The sequence below is a fragment of the Weizmannia sp. FSL K6-0777 genome, from assembly GCF_038593185.1.
In the GTDB taxonomy this organism is placed as follows: Bacteria; Bacillota; Bacilli; order Bacillales; family Bacillaceae_C; genus Weizmannia; species Weizmannia faecalis.
This window is the reverse complement of sequence record NZ_CP151971.1, coordinates 459470-476511: the sequence shown is the minus strand read 5'-3', so window position 1 is coordinate 476511 and position 17042 is coordinate 459470. Positions and strand designations below refer to the sequence as shown.

General features: G+C 43.3%; 9 protein-coding genes and 1 pseudogene. 5 read left to right on the top strand and 5 right to left on the bottom strand.

The genetic code is table 11. The annotated features are described in order from the left end of the window. Positions 1 to 274: 274 nt before the first annotated feature. Positions 275 to 3412 carry an SH3 domain-containing protein gene (locus NST70_RS02240; protein WP_342475633.1) on the top strand — a complete coding sequence of 1046 codons (3138 nt, stop codon included), beginning with the start codon at positions 275 to 277 and terminating at the stop codon, positions 3410 to 3412. 119 nt (positions 3413 to 3531) lie between these two features. On the opposite strand, the pseudogene NST70_RS02235 reads toward NST70_RS02240, so the two are convergent. Both NST70_RS02235 and NST70_RS02230 read right to left on the bottom strand, forming a co-directional pair. Next, positions 3532 to 4176: pseudogene (locus NST70_RS02235) on the bottom strand (alpha/beta fold hydrolase); the annotation flags it as partial. Between the two features lie 180 nt (positions 4177 to 4356). After that, positions 4357 to 5475, bottom strand: a complete 1119-nt coding sequence (locus NST70_RS02230) for an RNA-guided endonuclease TnpB family protein (RefSeq protein ID WP_014095882.1) — start codon at positions 5473 to 5475, stop codon at positions 4357 to 4359. 87 nt (positions 5476 to 5562) lie between these two features. Here NST70_RS02230 and NST70_RS02225 point away from each other — a divergent pair, with 87 nt between their 5' ends. Next, positions 5563 to 5703 carry a ribbon-helix-helix protein, CopG family gene (locus tag NST70_RS02225; protein WP_003352379.1) on the top strand — a complete coding sequence of 47 codons (141 nt, stop codon included), beginning with the start codon at positions 5563 to 5565 and terminating at the stop codon, positions 5701 to 5703. A gap of 402 nt (positions 5704 to 6105) precedes the next feature. Here NST70_RS02225 and NST70_RS02220 read toward each other — a convergent pair whose 3' ends face one another. Both NST70_RS02220 and NST70_RS02215 read right to left on the bottom strand, forming a co-directional pair. Next, positions 6106 to 7245 carry a zinc-dependent alcohol dehydrogenase gene (locus NST70_RS02220; protein WP_035191013.1) on the bottom strand — a complete coding sequence of 380 codons (1140 nt, stop codon included), beginning with the start codon at positions 7243 to 7245 and terminating at the stop codon, positions 6106 to 6108. A gap of 278 nt (positions 7246 to 7523) precedes the next feature. Continuing rightward, positions 7524 to 8648 (bottom strand): ROK family transcriptional regulator, encoded by a 1125-nt coding sequence (locus NST70_RS02215; RefSeq protein WP_035191016.1) that lies wholly within the window; start codon positions 8646 to 8648, stop codon positions 7524 to 7526. A gap of 242 nt (positions 8649 to 8890) precedes the next feature. Here NST70_RS02215 and NST70_RS02210 point away from each other — a divergent pair, with 242 nt between their 5' ends. The 3 genes from NST70_RS02210 (at position 8891) to NST70_RS02200 (ending at position 12717) form a co-directional block, all read left to right on the top strand. Beyond that, positions 8891 to 9667, top strand: coding sequence for an SDR family oxidoreductase (locus tag NST70_RS02210; RefSeq protein ID WP_035191019.1), 777 nt, complete (start codon positions 8891 to 8893; stop codon positions 9665 to 9667). 44 nt (positions 9668 to 9711) lie between these two features. Next, positions 9712 to 11265: an FGGY-family carbohydrate kinase gene (locus NST70_RS02205; RefSeq protein ID WP_342475630.1), complete on the top strand. Its 1554-nt coding sequence runs from the start codon at positions 9712 to 9714 to the stop codon at positions 11263 to 11265. A 102-nt stretch (positions 11266 to 11367) separates the two neighbouring features. Next, positions 11368 to 12717, top strand: a complete 1350-nt coding sequence (locus NST70_RS02200; RefSeq protein WP_342475628.1) for an MFS transporter — start codon at positions 11368 to 11370, stop codon at positions 12715 to 12717. Positions 12718 to 12864: 147 nt separating this feature from the next. Here the strand turns inward: NST70_RS02200 and NST70_RS02195 are convergent, their stop codons facing one another. Continuing rightward, positions 12865 to 16704: an Ig-like domain-containing protein gene (locus NST70_RS02195; protein ID WP_342475627.1), complete on the bottom strand. Its 3840-nt coding sequence runs from the start codon at positions 16702 to 16704 to the stop codon at positions 12865 to 12867. Between the last annotated feature and the right edge of the window lie 338 nt (positions 16705 to 17042).

The following is a 17042-nucleotide window of genomic DNA, read 5'->3' as shown; positions in this document are numbered from 1 at the left end:
GTGATCGCTGACCTGTTCTGGTTTTTTGGGTTTCTTCCAATTGAACGCTCTTCGGCATTTGTCAAAAGAGATTTTTTACACGATTCGGGACTTTCGGTTTATATTTTCAATAAAAACGGCGTATTCCCCTTAAAAAGTACTAAAAAAAGACGATAAATTTACTAGACGGATTTGACAGGATTTAGGGTATTTTGATAGAACAAAGGCTAAAAGAATGAAATTTTAAATTTCAGGAACCCTCGAGCTGAAAGATCCAATTGGAAAGGAGATTGAAATGAAAAAAGGCTTAGTCATACCACTTTGTTTTGCAGTATTATCCACTCCTGCTTTTGATAAAACGGTACAGGGCGCTTCACTGACAAAATTCCTACATAGTTCAAGTGTACAAGCCGCAGCAAAAACAGAGACAAAATATGTCAATGTTGATGCGAATTCAAGCTTGACATTAAGAGCAAAGCCTTCAAAAAGTGCCGCCAAATTGGACAGCTTAAAAAAAGGAACAGCTGTATTGGTATACAATGTGTCTGATGGTTGGGCAGAAGTAAAATCCGGGACAAAAACGGGGTATGTTAGCGCGGAATATTTAACCAGCACAAAACCCGGCAGTACGGCAACGACAACGAGCACAACCAAAACAACGACGAAGTATGTCAATGTGGACAAAGGCTCCCATTTAATATTGCGTTCGAAGACCTCCACTTCGTCCAGCATTTTAGCAAGCTTGGCTAGAGGCGAGAAAGTGACGGTGTACTCTATTTCCGGGGATTGGGCGAAAGTAAAAGCCGGTAGCAAAACGGGGTATGTTCATGCATCTTTTTTGACGAACTCAAATCCGAACAACCATGCAGACACTTCAACTCCGGCCAAAACAACGACGAAGTATGTCAATGTGGATAAAGGCTCCCATTTAATATTGCGTTCGAAGACCTCCACTTCGTCCAGCATTTTGGCGAGCTTGGCAAGAGGCGAAAAAGTGACGGTGTACTCTATTTCCGGGGATTGGGCGAAAGTAAAAGCCGGAAGTAAAACGGGCTATGTTCACGCATCTTTTTTGACGAACTCAAATCCGAACAACCATGCAGACACTTCTACTCCGGCCAAAACAACGACGAAGTATGTCAACGTGGACAAAGGTTCCCATTTAATATTGCGCTCGAAAACCTCCACTTCGTCCAGCATTTTAGCAAGCTTGCCGAGAGGCGAAAAAGTGACGGTTTACTCAATCTCCGGGGCTTGGGCAAAAGTAAAAGCCGGCAGCAAAACGGGGTATGTCCATGCATCTTTTTTGGCTAACTCAAATCCGGATAGCAATGCAGGCACTTCAACTCCGGCCAAAACAACGACGAAGTATGTCAACGTGGACAAAGGTTCCCATTTAATATTGCGCTCGAAAACCTCCACTTCGTCCAGCATTTTAGCAAGCTTGCCGAGAGGCGAGAAAGTGACGGTTTACTCAATCTCCGGGGCTTGGGCAAAAGTAAAAGCCGGCAGCAAAACAGGGTATGTCCACGCATCTTTTTTGGCGAACTCAAATCCCGATAGCAGTGCAGACACTTCTACTCCGGCCAAAACAACGACGAAGTATGTCAATGTGGATAAAGGCTCTCATTTAATCTTACGTTCGAAAGCCTCCGGAACGTCCAGCATTTTGGACAGCTTACCAAGAGGCGAGAAAGTGACGGTTTACTCTATTTCCGGGGATTGGGCAAAAGTGAAAGCCGGGAGCAAAACAGGGTATGTCCACGCATCTTTCTTGGCGAACTCTAATCCCGATAGCAGCACAGACACTTCTACTCCGGTCAAAACAACGACGAAGTATGTCAATGTGGACAAAGGCTCCCATTTAATATTGCGCTCCAAAGCCTCCACTTCGTCCAGCATTTTAGCGAGCTTGGCAAGAGGAGAAAAAGTGACGGTTTACTCCATTTCCGGGGATTGGGCGAAAGTAAAGGCCGGGAGCAAAACGGGGTATGTCCACGCATCTTTTTTGGCGAATTCAAATCCGGACAACCATGCAGGCACTTCAACTCCTGCCAAAACAACGACGAAATATGTCAATGTGGACAAAGGTTCGCATCTGTTATTGCGTTCCAAAGCCTCCACAAGTGGCAAAAAATTAGCAAGTCTGCAAAGAGGCGAAAAAGTGACGGTTTACACCGCTTCCGGCCCATGGGTAAAAGTGAAAGCGAGAGGCATAACCGGTTATGTGCTCGCATCCTATCTGTCAAGTTCAGACCCTGATGCAAGCACAGCAGATGACGGCAATAACAGTTCCGAACCAACACCAGATTCTACGGTAACCAAATACACGACAGCAGATTTGAATTTACGTAAAGGGCCTTCTACCTTAACAAGTGTGATTGAAGTCCTTGATAAAGGAACAGCTGTAAAGGTCTACTCCGAAGAGGATGGCTGGGCAAAGGTAGAAATCGGTGGAAAAATTGGTTATGTCAGCACAAATTATTTAACATCCGCTGCAAAACAATCCAATGGCAAGGTGACATCGATTGTAAAAAAATATGATCTTTCACTGGATGAACTTGCAAATATTCAAATGAAAGTTTCGCCTCAAACAGATACAAATGAACGATATATCAGAAGTGATGCCATTAAGCTGACAAGCCATACAACAGGTGTTGTCCAAAACGGAAACTGGCATATCAGAGATGGTGCCGGTACAAAGAATCATGAAGTCGGCGAAACGCTTAAAGAAGGCACAAAGGTCACCATCTTATCCACTGTAAAAGGGGATGACGGCTATACATGGTATCAAATCAGTTATAACAAGGCATGGAAAAATGCCACGAAAAATGAAGTGAAATACTATTTAAATCCGAATAACTTTGTTTCGGATCCAGTCCGCTCACTTCAATTTTTGAAATTAACTTCGACCGCCAATCTGAATGCAACAGAAGTGAACCAAAAAATTCTTGCGGGTAAAGGCATTTTAGCCGGGAAAGCATCTGCATTTTTAACTGCAGCAAAACAAAATGGTATCAATGAAATTTATCTGATTGCTCATGCCTTACTTGAAACAGGAAATGGCACTTCCCAGCTGGCAAATGGGGTCAAGTATAATGGCAAGACAGTTTATAATATGTATGGGACTGGGGCGAATGATGGCAATGCCGTCCAAAATGGAGCCAGGTATGCCTATCAACATGGTTGGACGACCCCGGAAGCGGCCATCATTGGCGGAGCTAAATTTATCAGCAGCAATTACCTTGGCGCCGGTCAAGATACCTTGTATAAAATGAGATGGAATCCAGATGTCGCTGCAACATATGGCTATGCCTCCCATCAATATGCAACAGACATTGGCTGGGCTTACAAACAAGTGGATGAAATCTATAACTTATACAACCTATTAGACAATTACAATATCACATTGGAAGTTCCAAGTTATAAATAATTGCCTGCAGCCATTAGGCTGGTCATGAAGGCTATTCAGGATCTTGTAAAGAGCATGGCAAATGACAAAAGCTTCTCCCTTTTTTGGGCAGAAGCTTTTTGTTATAGCTGCAGCCAGGTTCAGATGCATTTTTCGCTTACAAGTGCAGGACAAGCAAAAAATATGTCCGGTTTGCACCAGCCAGTTCGATACAGCATATACCCTTCCCCATATTGGCCGACCGGATCCTGGTCACCGGCAATGTTATAAACAGGGATCGATACCGGCACTTTTTCTGCCCACTCCGTTCCGACAATCTTCTCCATCATCTGGACAAAATAGTAGAGTGAGTGTATATTTGGCGGAGTTGAAAAATTATTAAACGGATCGTTTGCGTGGTCTGCCACAATATCCGGGTCGCCGCTTATCCAGTCGTTTGGCGTTTTCGGTTGTTCAATCCGTTCTGTCATCCAGCCCATCAGTTCTTCCAAATAAGAAGAATCGGTTTCTTCCCCTTTGCCTTCATCGACCAGGTCTTTCAAAACAGGGAGCAGTTTGCCTGCATTCGGGAATTGGCCCGAAGTCCCGCACAGAATTAAGCCGGACAAACCATCCCCGTAGGCAGCAGCATAACCTCTGGCAATCATTGACCCCATACTATGCCCGAACATGAAATAAGGCAAATCAGGATATTGTTCCTGCACAATCTTACGAAGCGTATGCTCATCCTCCGCCATCGTCATATATCCTTTGTCTCCCCAGTCTCCCCAGTTACCTGAATCATACGCTGTCTTTCCATGCCTGACATGATCATCTGCGGAAACGACAAAACCAGCCTCAGTGAACTACCCTCCACTTATCAACCTTACGGTTTGATTGAAGTGGGGGCTTCTCGACTTATCGTTGCTTTTACTAGCCAACGAAAACTGACCGAGCTAACCCTCTTGTTCCAAGAGTTTTGTTACTTATGATAACGCTAATAAGCGTAATCCCTCATTTTTGATATTGATTGCTGAATTGTGATCGCGATCTAATACAAAGCCGCAAGAACATTTATATACACGTTCAGATAATGGCATTTCTTTTTCCTTGCCGCAACATGAACACTTCTTAGTGGAGGGAAACCACTTATCAATTTTCACAAGTTGTTTCCCCTGTTCTTTTAGCTTATACGCTAAGAAAGTAGTGAACATCCCCCAGCCGTTATCATGAACGCTTTTCCCAAAGTGAAGGGCTTGAGACATCCCTTTCATGTTCAAGTCCTCAATCACGACAGCATCAAAGTTAGAAGCTAATTCTTTTGACTTATGATGAAGAAAATTCATGCGTTGGTTCGCCACTTTCTCATGTAATTTAGCCACTACTAGTCGTTGCTTGTTCCAACGTGCAGAACCTTTCTTTCTTCGAGAAAGAATTCGTTGTGCTTTTGCTAATTTATCTAAGGCTTGCCGATAGTAACGTGGGTAATTGGCTTTCTTACCCTGTTCACTCTCGACATATAGACCATCCATAGCAAAATCCAAACCAACAACTTTCTGTATTTTAACTGGACGAATATCTTTCTCATATTCTGTCAAAATTGAAATGTAGTATTTGCCTGTCTTTGTTTTAGAAATAGTGCAAGATTTGATTTTATAATCAGCAGGTATCTCTCTATGCTGTTTCATTTTTATTGGCTTTTTGATTTTTGGCAGTTTGATATGACCATTTTCTAGCTTAATATTTCCGTTGACCATATTAGTTGTATAGGATTGTTTTGCTTTACGATTTTTGAACTTTGGAAAATCCGCATTTCCTTCAAAGAAATTCTTATAAGCAGTCTGTAAGTTCATTTGTGCATTTGCCAAAGCTAAAGAATCCACTTCTTTTAGGAATGGAAATTCACTTTTATATTTTGCAGGGGTCGGAAACTTTTGCTTTTTAAGCAATTCTTTATCATCCTTGAACTTTTCATACGTTTCTTTGCGTTCAGCTAACATCTTATTGTAGACAAAGCGAACACAACCAAATGTCTTAGCTAATAATGCGGATTGTTCTTTGTTTGGTAACAAACGAAACTTGAAAGCTTTGTTTTGCTTGGCCATATCAATTCACCTCACTTTGTGCGGAAAAATTTCGTATATATTGATTATACCGTAAAAAATCCGTACAATCAATATGAGGTGATAATCATGAGAGAAGAGAAAGAACGTGTAGAAATTCGTATGCCTAAGACGATATTAGAAAAATTGGAGCAATATCAAAAAGAAAATGGGATTCCAACTAGAACAGCCGCAATCTTAGAATTGTTGAGAAAAGGATTGGAAAAATAACTTTGGCTAAAGCCAACCGAAATTCATCTCCCACCTACTCATTGGTGCGATTCGCACCTTCACATTCCTTGAGGATGGGAGACTTCTTTCGGAAAAACGTTAAAAAAGCATTCGTCACTTTCATAGTACGCGAGTATTCTTCGGAAAATGGATGGGCTTTTACAACCAATACTTTCGACATTTTTGAGGCTCCTTTACATGTTTTACTATTATTTTATGAGTAAGCGCCTTCAAATTCAATCAATTTATTTATTTCATCCACGCACTCACACGGAGGACGACATAAATGCCTTTTCCAATTGAATCCTTGTTCTGTTGGCAACTGCCGGCAAAATCGGGCGCTGACAGACATCCCAAAAAATGCCGGCCCCGCTTTTAAAAAATATACGGAGCCGGCATTTTTTATGGTTTTAATACGACTTTTATGCAGCCATCTTTATGATCATTGAACAATTGATAGGCCTCGCTTGCTTTATCTAGCGAAATTTTATGGGTTATGATTTCAGTTGGGTCAAACTTTTTCTCTGTAATGTCTTGAAAGAGTTTCGGCATCAGATGTACAGCCGGCGCCTGTCCCATTTTCAGGGTGATATTGCGTTCGAACAGCCTGCCAAGCGGGAATGCATTGTAAACCGAACCGTATACCCCTGTCAGCTGGATAGTGCCAAACTTCCTGACCGCTTCCATCGCAATTTGAATCGCGCTGATTGTGCCGCCCTGCAACTTGAGTTTTTGCTCGATCTTTTCAACCGCGGATTTTTTTCCGTCCATGCCGACGCAATCGATTACCACATCAGCCCCGCCATTGGTAATCTCACGTAAATACTTCCCCATCTCATCGTATTCTTTAAAATTATAAACTTCGACTCTATTCATTTTTTTGGCATGCTTTAACCGGTATGGCACATGGTCGACTGCAATCACCCTGCTGGCCCCGTTCAGCCATGCAAATTTCTGGGTCATCAAGCCGATCGGCCCGCAGCCGAGCACAACGACCGTGTCTCCCTGCTTCACACCGGCATTTTCAACACTCCAGTATGCCGTTGGAAGCACATCCGACAAGAACAGCAACGCCTCGTCCTCCAACTCGCAAGATTCAGGAATCACAAACGGCATTTGATTGCCGAACGGTACACGCAGGTACTCAGCCTGCCCGCCCGGAATATCTCCGTACCGCTCTGTGTAACCAAATAAACCGCCTGTGTCGACCTCTTCATTCGGATTCGAGTTGTCACACTGGGACTCCATCCCGTGCTGGCAGTAATAGCAATGCCCGCACGAAACCGTAAACGGCAGCACAACCCGGTCGCCCTTTTTTACTTTTGTGACTTCCGAGCCAACCTCTTCAACGATTCCCATCGGCTCATGCCCGATCACAAATCCCGGGCGCGCCGGCATAGCTCCGTTATAAATATGCAAATCAGATCCACAAATGGCCGTTGAGGTAATCCTGATTAAAATATCATCCCGCTTTTTTAATGACGGATCATCAACTTCTTTTACCTGTATGTCTTTCGCACCTTGAAATGTAACTGCCTTCACTGCCATAACCTCCCTTATATACAGACCTATACCCATATTTTTTCATTCTTATGTATATCAAGAGATTTTTATCAATTTGGAAACGGATTCTTGATTATCTAACCGGTCTTGGAAATACGGCTTTTTCGGGACAACATTTGACATCCTTGGATCTGTGCAGGGCCTAAGTTTTTTGTATAGGGGGCACAAGCATATTCCTTCCATATTAAAACGGCCTCCCATATCCGGAGGCCGTTTCATCTTGAATTTTCAATATGGTTTTTGATTTGCCGCCTCTGTTAAATACTGTCCAGAAACGATTGGATAAACGGTATGGCAGCACCGACCGGCACACCGTCTTCATTGGAACGGCTAATAAAGATAAACGGTTCTTCACTTGGAAAAGCTGTCTTCTCATTTACCTTTTCATGAAGAATGTATAAATCTTCATCTTTTAAATACGGGGAAATATGCCCACCTAAAATAAAATCCCGGTTGATTACAAGGCGAATATTATTAATGGAAAAAGCCAGATGTTCTAAAAAAGTATGCCATCTCTCCACATAGGAAGGCACCCCTGACCGAACTTGCCGGAAGAAAAATGCCAGGGATTCTTCTTTTTTTAGTAGTGCATGGATGGAACAGAGCGTTTCCATGCAGCCTCTTTTTCCGCAGTAACACAAAGAACCATTCGGATCAATTGTCATATGTTCGACAGTCCCGCTGTGCCCATCTTTCCCCATATAAATTTGGTCATTGATAATAATCGCTCCGCCAAGATGCGTCCCGATCGATAAATATACCGCATCCCCAATGTCTTTTCTCATCCAAAGCTCTGTTGTAGCCGCACATTTTGCATCATGCAAGAACTTGCAAGGATAGTCAAGATGCCGGGCAAAAACATGGATATCCAATCCTGTACAATCCAATATTTTGCCGTACACAATTTTTTCTCCGTCGTTAGAAGTCAGGGCCTGTACTGCAAATCCAATTCCCAGCACTTGTTCTTTCTTATAATCAAAATGATCGATAAATGCCTGTACTTCCTGGCTAACTTGTTTGAAATAATGGCCATCATTGGCATAAGTCAGATACAGCTCTTTTTGTTGAAAGACTGTGCCCCGTAAATCAACCGCCAAAATGCGGACCTTCTCTTTTTGGATTTCAACCCCGATCCCAATACGCGCCTGTTGACATATAGTATAAGCTGCAGCCCGCCTGCCAACAGAAGATTCGAAGTATCCATTTTTTTGAATTAGATTTTTCTTCTCCAACTGCGTCAAATGCTGGCTAACGGTCGGCAGACTTAAATGAAGCATATTCGCAATTTCTTGTTTGGAAAGTTTTTTATGCTGATAAATCAAGTGATAGATCAAGGAATAATTATTCTTTTTTATATCTTTCAATGTCATGGTATTCGCCATGTGATGACCCCATTATATAAATACGATTGATAAAAACAGTTGTTTAAATTCACTATAACATACAGACAAATGCCTCACAACTTAGGAATGGCATCGTACAGATATTTTTGAGAATTTTTTAAAATATTAGGATACAGTTTTTAAGCGCTTTCTATTGACACTCCCGTAAAAGCGTTTTATTATATAAACAAGTTTTATAAAATGATTTTATAAAATAACTTATCAAAGGGGCGTAAGCACAAATGGGGATTATTGAAAAGATGAGATTGGATGGAAAAAAGATTTTCGTAACAGGCGGCGCAAGAGGGATTGGTAAAAGCGTTGCCACTGCTTTTGCTGAAGCAGGTGCAGACATTGCAATTGTTGACGTGGATTTAAAAGAAGCAGAAAAAACCGCCAGAGAACTGCAAGAAAATCATCCGGTCCAGGCCATTGCAGTACAAGCCGATGTGACAAAACCCGGAGATGTAAAGGCAATGACCACAAAAATATTGGATGCATTCGGGCGGATTGATGTGGCGTTTTGCAATGCAGGAATTTGCCTGAATGTCCCGGCTGAAGAAATGACCTTCGAACAATGGAAAAAAGTCATAGATGTAAACCTTACAGGGATCTTTTTAACCGCGCAGGCAGCCGGCAAAGTGATGATTCAACAGGGCGGCGGTTCGATTATCAATACAGCTTCCATGTCCGGACATATTGTCAACGTACCGCAGCCGCAATGCTCCTACAATGCTTCTAAAGCAGGCGTTATTCAATTGACGAAATCACTGGCTGTCGAATGGGCGGACAAAAATGTGCGGGTCAACTGTATCAGCCCGGGATATATGGGCACAGAACTGACATTAAATTCCCCAAGCCTGAAGCCTTTAATTGAACAATGGAACAAGATGGCCCCGCTTCACCGGATGGGAAGGCCGGAAGAATTGCAATCGATTTGTGTATACCTTGCAGGTGACACGAGCACATTTACAACCGGTGCTGATTTTATTGTAGATGGCGCCTTCACTTGTATTTAATGCCTGCAAAACTTTGATTCTATTATTAAAGGAGTTTATTTTTAATGAATTATTTACTAGGGACAGACATTGGAACTTCAGGAACAAAGACAGTGCTGATGGATACAGAAGGCCATCTGATTGCCCAGGACTTGCAAGAATATGACATTATCACCCCCAGGCCTTTATGGGCGGAGCAGTGGCCGGACGTATGGCTAGACGCAGCCAAAGCCTCTATCCGCAACACGGTGCAAAAATCCGGCATTTCAAAAGAAAAGATTGCCGGGATTGCAATTAGCGGGCTTTACGGAGGTTCCGGCATACCGCTGGATGAAAACATGAAACCTGTAAGGCCTTGCATGATCTGGATGGACAGGAGAGCTGATGAAGAAACGAAATGGGTGCTCGAGCATATCGGGGAAGAAAACTTGCAGGAAATCACTTATAACGGGGCAGATCCATATTACGGCTACACAAAAATTTTATGGATGAAACGCCATGAACCGGAAAACTGGAAAAAAACGAAACTCTTTCTCCCGCCTAACGATTACGTCATCTACCATTTGACTGGTGAAATTTCGATTGACTATTCCTCGGCAGGCAATATTGGCGGGATCTTTGACATGAATACAAGGACATGGTCAAAAACATTAATGGATCAAATGGGAATTCCTATGTCGATGATGCCGCAAAGGATTGTAGAGTCAACGGATATTGTTGGCGGATTGACGAAAAAAGCAGCAGAAGAACTGGGGCTTTCTGAAGGTATGCCCGTCATTGCCGGCGGAATCGACTGCGGCGCTGCAAACATCGGGCTGGGGGTATTGGAATCCGGCATTTACGCCGCTTCTATCGGCACTTCGATGTGTGCTGCACTTATCTCCGACCAGCCTGCGAAAGGAAAAGGTTTGATTGTCTGGCCTTATTTATATGACGCCAAACGATTATCGTATTGTTTCGCAGGAGCCAATACGGCAGGCGCGATTGTCAAATGGTTCAAGCAAACCCTGTGCCAGTTTGAATTGGAAGCAGAGAAACATGGCGGCAGAAATGCTTATGATATTTTAAATGAACAGGCATCGAAAATTCCTGCCGGCAGTAATGGCCTTATCGTCCTTCCGTATTTTATGGGGGAAAGAGCCCCAATATGGGATTCAGATGCCAAGGGCACCATTATCGGGCTCTCGCTTGCCCATACAAAAGCGCATCTTTATCGTGCATTCTTAGAGGCGGTTGCCTATTCTTTAAGAAATGCCATGGAAGCAACCGGTGAAAACGTGGGGAATGCCATCTACATTGCCGGCGGCGTAACAAAATCCAAAGTCTGGCGGCAAATTTTTGCGGACGTAACCGGCTATCCTGTCATTTGCCCGCTCCATGATGTGGAAGCCAATATGGGGGATGTCATTCTTGCCGGAATCGGAACAGGGCTTTTAAGTTACGAAGACGCAAAAAAATGGCAGGTGTTAGATGAAAAGATCCTGCCAAATCCGGAAAACCATGAAAAATATAATGCCTGCTATCAAGTTTATCAATCTGCCTATCAACATTTAAAACAAGATATGAAAGCGGTATCCCGCCTTGTTGAATCACCAGCAAGACAGACAGAGCAGGCATGATTTGCTTATTGGCTGGTTTTCCAGCCCCGCCGTCATGTCCAGTTGTGGCGCCATTACGATACAATGGCCCAACTGAAAATCAAAAAAGGGGATGTGAGATAATTGGAGAAATGGAAGAAAAGAATGGGGTATGGTGTAGGAGATTTAGGTTGTAACCTTGTGTTCGGGACAATGGCATCTTATCTGATGTTTTTCTATACGGACGTCTTCGGCATTACAGCAGCCGCTGCCGGCACATTGATGCTCGTCACGAAAATCATCGATGCATTTGCAGATACCGGAATGGGATTGATCGTTGACCGGACCCATACGAGATGGGGCCAGGGGAGGCCTTATTTTATCATCGGTGCTGTTCCTTTTACTGTTTTTACCATCCTTACGTTTATCGTGCCGGATACCGAAATGACTGGAAAATTGATCTGGGCCTATGTGACGTTTACTTTGCTGAATATCGCATATACCGTTGTCAATATTCCGTTAAACACGATCGTTCCAAGACTGACTTCAGACGTACATGAACGAAACTGGCTTGTAACGACCAGAATGATTTGCGCTTTATTGGGAACAGCATTGGTGATGTCCATTACAACACCACTCGTAAACCTGTTCGGGCAAGGAAGCACACAAAAAGGTTTTCTCATTACGATGTCGTTATATGCTGTTCTCGCCTTATTGATATTTGTGATTACCTTTATGAACACAGAAGAAGTCGTGCCCCCGGCTGTCAAACAGGAAAAACATTCGTTTTTGGAGGATTTAAAAGGATTAACCGGCCAGAGCATCCTGTTCTTTATCTTAAACTTTCTTTACTTTGCATTATTTGTAATCCGGAATACCACGGTCATCTATTATTTCACCTATAATTTGGGTCGTTCCGGCTGGTTAACTTTTGTAGGGCTTTTCGGTATTTTGTCCGGTTTGCCTATGCTGCTTGTTCTTCCGTTTTTACAAAAAAAATTATCAAAAAGGGCTTGCTTGCTGTTAAGCACAGCGATTTACATCATCGGCGATTTGATGATCTACTTTGGAAGCGCATTCCCAGGTGTGCTGATTGCCGGGTTAGCCGTAACGGGCCTCGGAATATACGGCATTTTCGGGACAACATTTGCCATTCAACCGGACGTCATCGACTACTCGGAGTATCAGAAGAAAAGAAGCATATCCGGTATGATTGCTGCTTTTCAGGGCTTTTGTGTGAAATTAAGCATGGGGCTGGCAAGCGCGCTGATCGGGATATTTTTAAAAATGGGCGGCTATGTCCCGAACGCAGCGCAGACCCCGACTGCTTTAAAATATATTGAAGCTTCATTTATATGGATTCCCATGTTGATCTGCCTGCTTATCGGCATCACCACCTGTTTTTATAAACTGGACCAACAACGGGAAAAAATGAGTATCGAACTGGAACGCCGCCGTCAAATCTTTAACTCTCAATCGGCAGAAACAGTATAATCCGACTCTTCTTTCTAAAAATAGATCCCCCTCATATTCAAAGGGGGATCTGTTCAAGCAGTGCCGGGCACAAGTTTTTGTATGTGAGCCCCAAGCAATGTTTCTTTCATACTGAAACGGCCTCCCATTTCCGGAGGCCGTTTCATCTTACTTCACTCTCACATATCGGTATTTGCTTTTATTCCCTGCTTTATCTTTTGCATAAATCTTAAGCGTGGAACCTCTTTTTTGCTTCTTCATATGCACCGTGTATGCTCCCTTTGAACTTGCCGTTGCTTTTCCGACATAATGGCTGCCGTTGTATATATAAACTGTGGCGTATTTTTCTGCTTTGCCGGAAACCTTTGTTGATTTGTAAGTGACCTTTCCGGCTGTTGGAACGCCAGGTGCGGTTTTATCTGTAACCTTAAACGATTTGCCTGCACTCGTATTTCCCGCTTTATCTGTCGCATAGGCTGTTAGAACCGTTCCTGCTTTTTGCTTCGATTTAATCCTGACCGAGTAGGTGCCTTTGCTGCTTGCGGTCCCTGTTCCCAGCACAGTTTTGCCACGTTTAATCGTCACTTTGGCGCCGGCTTCTGCTTTACCGGTAATTGTTGTTTGGTTATCACCAAACGGATTGACGGTCGGGGCTGTTGGTGCTGTTTTGTCTTCCACTTTAATCGATTTGCCTGCGCTCGTATTTCCTGCTTTATCTGTTGCATAGGCTGTTAGAACCGTTCCTGCTTTTTGCTTCGATTTAATCTTGACCGAGTAGGTGCCTTTGTTGCTTGTGGTCCCTGTCCCCAGCACAGTTTTGCCACGTTTAATCGTCACTTTGGCGCCGGCTTCTGCTTTTCCGGTAATCGTTAATTGATTATCGCCAAACGGATTAACGGTCGGAGCCACCGGAGCCGTTTTATCAATGACCGTTACCACCGTTTCAACACTCTTGTTCCTTGCCGCATCTTCCGCATAAACGACAAGCTTCGTTCCTGCTTTTTGTTTTGCAATGGTTACCTTAAATGCACCGGTATGATCAGCCGTTGCCGTACCCAAAATGTTTGAGCCGGATTTCACAGTAACTTTTGCCCCTGCTTCTGTGGTTCCTGTAACCACAGTACTTGCATCGCTTACTTCTTTCACTTTTGGCGCTGCCGGAGCCGTTTTATCAATGACCGTTACCACCGTTTCAGCGCTCTTGTTCCTTGCCGCATCTTCCGCATAAACGACAAGCTTCGTTCCTGCTTTTTGTTTTGCAATGGTTACCTTAAATGCACCAGTACTATCGGCTGTTGCCGTGCCTAAAATGTTCGAGCCAGATTTTACTGTTACTTTCGCGCCCGCTTCTGTGGTTCCTGTAACCACAGTACTTGTATCGCTTACTTCTCCGACTTTCGGCGCTGCCGGAGCCGTTTTATCAATAACCGTTACTGTTGTTTCACCGCTCTTGTTCCCTGCCGCATCTTCCGCATAAACGACAAGCTTCGTTCCTGCTTTTTGTTTTGCAATGGTTACCTTAAATGCACCGGTATGATCAGCCGTTGCCGTACCCAAAATGTTTGAGCCGGATTTTACAGTAACTTTTGCCCCTGCTTCTGTGGTTCCAGTAACCGTAGTACTTGTATCGCTTACTTCTCCGACTTTCGGCGCTGCCGGAGCCGTTTTATCAATAACCGTTACTGTTGTTTCACCGCTCTTGTTCCCTGCTGCATCTTCCGCATAAACGACAAGCTTCGTTCCTGCTTTTTGTTTTGCGATTGATACCTTGAATGCACCGGTATGATCAGCCGTTGCTGTCCCTAAAATGTTCGATCCGGATTTCACTGTAACTTTCGCGCCCGCTTCCGTGGTTCCTGTAACCGCAGTACTTGTATCGCTTACTTCTCCGACTGTCGGTACTGCCGGAGCCGTTTTGTCTTGAACAGTGACGACGGTTTCTTCACTCTGATTGCCCTTGCCATCTTCTGTATATACATGCAGTTCTGTCCCGGCTTTTTGTTTAGGGATGCTGACCGAAAAACTTCCATTTGAATCAGTAGAATTGGAACCAATTTCCTTTCCGCTCACCGCTACTTTCACAGTCACATTCGGGTCGGCCGTACCGGTAACCACTGTGTCATTATCCCCAACCGTTTGAACGGACGGTTTTGACAGAGACGTTACAGCGCCTGCATCTCCTTTTTCAAGAAGCGTATAGGTGATATCGGTTCCTTTGTCAGAAGGAACTTGAAAATCATCTTTGGAGCTTAAAGCTTTGACGATGGCTCCGCCGCCTTTTATATTGATGGAGGAACCGCTGTAGGTTTTTACTTTCAGCCCGTCAAAAGCGGTATCCCCTTTAAATCCGTAAAGGCCGGTGTCTTCTTTCAAGACAAGTGCAGCACGGAAATCTGTCATAAACTGGCCAAAGCTAAGGTTCGGATCAATGTATTTGTGGATGATATTCTGCACTGCTTGATAATCAGTATGTGGATCACTAATCAATTCTTTATAAATCGTGTTTCCTTGTCCACACTGGGCCTTTAAATATTCCATAAACAGGTATGATAAAGAATAGTTTGCCAATGTGTCACCCTCATAATCCCAATACAGGAGCGAATGGCCTTTTGTAATGTCCGCATCTTCATTGTAGTAATCAATGCGGTCATTCAACGGCGCACCGGTGTAAATTTGTTCAGCCGCCATCGAGAGGCCCTCATTCATCCAAGTATCCATATCGGTCAATCCTTGCACAAATACTTTCTGGTTAAAATTAATCATATGTTGAAACTCATGCGCCAGCGTAGAATAAGCTTGCGAAACATCTTTCGTACCAGACATGCCCATCAGCGGATAGGTATCAATATAGAAAATTTCCGACTGATTGGAATAGCTGTAATTATACAGGTCACGCGGAGAAAAATAACCAGCCACATAACCGCCACTTCCACTAAATCCATCTTGAATATCATAGCATAGTATATTGACCTTCCCGTTTTGGTCAACATCAGATGGCAATCCGAAATTATCGACATCTAATCGATAGATTTTATTATCGAATTCTTTTCCAAGTAACGTTGCTTCGTACTCTGTAATATCATTGTTGTTCACCCAAACGTTGGCATGAGCGCCACTATAAAGGAGCGTTGCAGAAATGGATGAAAACTCGTTGGTTTCTAAGTTTTGGACGTAGAATGATTTGCTATCCCCTTTCACATAGTCTTTTTTAATCGACTTTGTCTCTTTTTTCAAAGCTTTATTTTGGTTTTTCTCTGTGTCAAACGGTGCCACATAATCCATACGATATGCAGACGGGCTGAGATTTTTGCTGTCGGCATAGGCATCATTATTAATACGGAAAGAACCGGTATATTCAGAGGCCGAGCCATCAGTAGATTCATTGCTGATGAGTTCATAGTACTTGGTATCCCCGGCATTTGAACCGCTGCCTTTATAAAACGGATTTGCCACCTTAAAGTAAGTCACACCGCTGAAATATTGATCCGAAAGACTTCTTAATGTACCTATTCTTATATAAATATAGGGATCATTTTCATAGAGTGATTTATCAATGGTGTAGCCCAAGTTAACATTTCCTGTAAACCCACCTATATTGTGATAGGCACTCCCCAAATAATCCATTACTCCATTTCGGTTGGTATAGAATTCAGCATACAAATAAGGGTCCGTGCTACTGCTATTGCAAGCATGGCGAATGAGCAGCTGCATTTTGGTGTCTGAGTATTCCGCTGTAGAGAGATAGGTAAGATAATGATAGCTGCCATAGGTGTCTTTCAAAGCACCGGCATATTCTCCCTCTCCAACCAATGGATAATCGTCCGGATTTTTGTAGTTTTGCTGTCCTTTTTTATCCAGATGAGGCTTGGTATTCTGATTCAGGCCAACATCAGCGGATCCCACCTTATTTTGCTGGTCAGCCTTACTGCTTGCCTGCGCCCCTATCGGCAACCCGACGATCAAAGAGAACGCTAACAATACATAGAGTACTAATCTCACTTTTTTCATATGATTCCCCCCTAATCTGGTGGATCTCACTCCCTAGTTTTACAGGATCCCTTCATATAAAAAAGAAGTGAAAACCACTTTGCTTTAACTTTACGATATTTTCTAAATATTGTCGAGGGTATATCTAGAATTCCCCTCAAATTTTTTGTAGATAGGATAAGCAAAACCCCAGAATTGGCAAAAATTCCAGGGCTTAGCAGAATATTAAAAAGTAATTTTTTTATAGAAAATACTTTGCACTTGAAAACTGTTTCAACGGATAAAAGAGGATAAAAAGCCAACATCTGGTACATTCCGCAAATTGGATACTTTTTGGGGGGATGCCACCACACTGCTGC

Coding starts and splice junctions, on each gene's coding strand:
- NST70_RS02240 (WP_342475633.1), top strand. CDS start 275: ATGAAAAAAGGCTTAGTCATACCACTTTGTTTTGCAGTATTATCCACT.
- NST70_RS02230 (WP_014095882.1), bottom strand. CDS start 5,475: ATGGCCAAGCAAAACAAAGCTTTCAAGTTTCGTTTGTTACCAAACAAA.
- NST70_RS02225 (WP_003352379.1), top strand. CDS start 5,563: ATGAGAGAAGAGAAAGAACGTGTAGAAATTCGTATGCCTAAGACGATA.
- NST70_RS02215 (WP_035191016.1), bottom strand. CDS start 8,648: ATGGCGAATACCATGACATTGAAAGATATAAAAAAGAATAATTATTCC.
- NST70_RS02210 (WP_035191019.1), top strand. CDS start 8,891: ATGGGGATTATTGAAAAGATGAGATTGGATGGAAAAAAGATTTTCGTA.
- NST70_RS02205 (WP_342475630.1), top strand. CDS start 9,712: ATGAATTATTTACTAGGGACAGACATTGGAACTTCAGGAACAAAGACA.
- NST70_RS02195 (WP_342475627.1), bottom strand. CDS start 16,704: ATGAAAAAAGTGAGATTAGTACTCTATGTATTGTTAGCGTTCTCTTTG.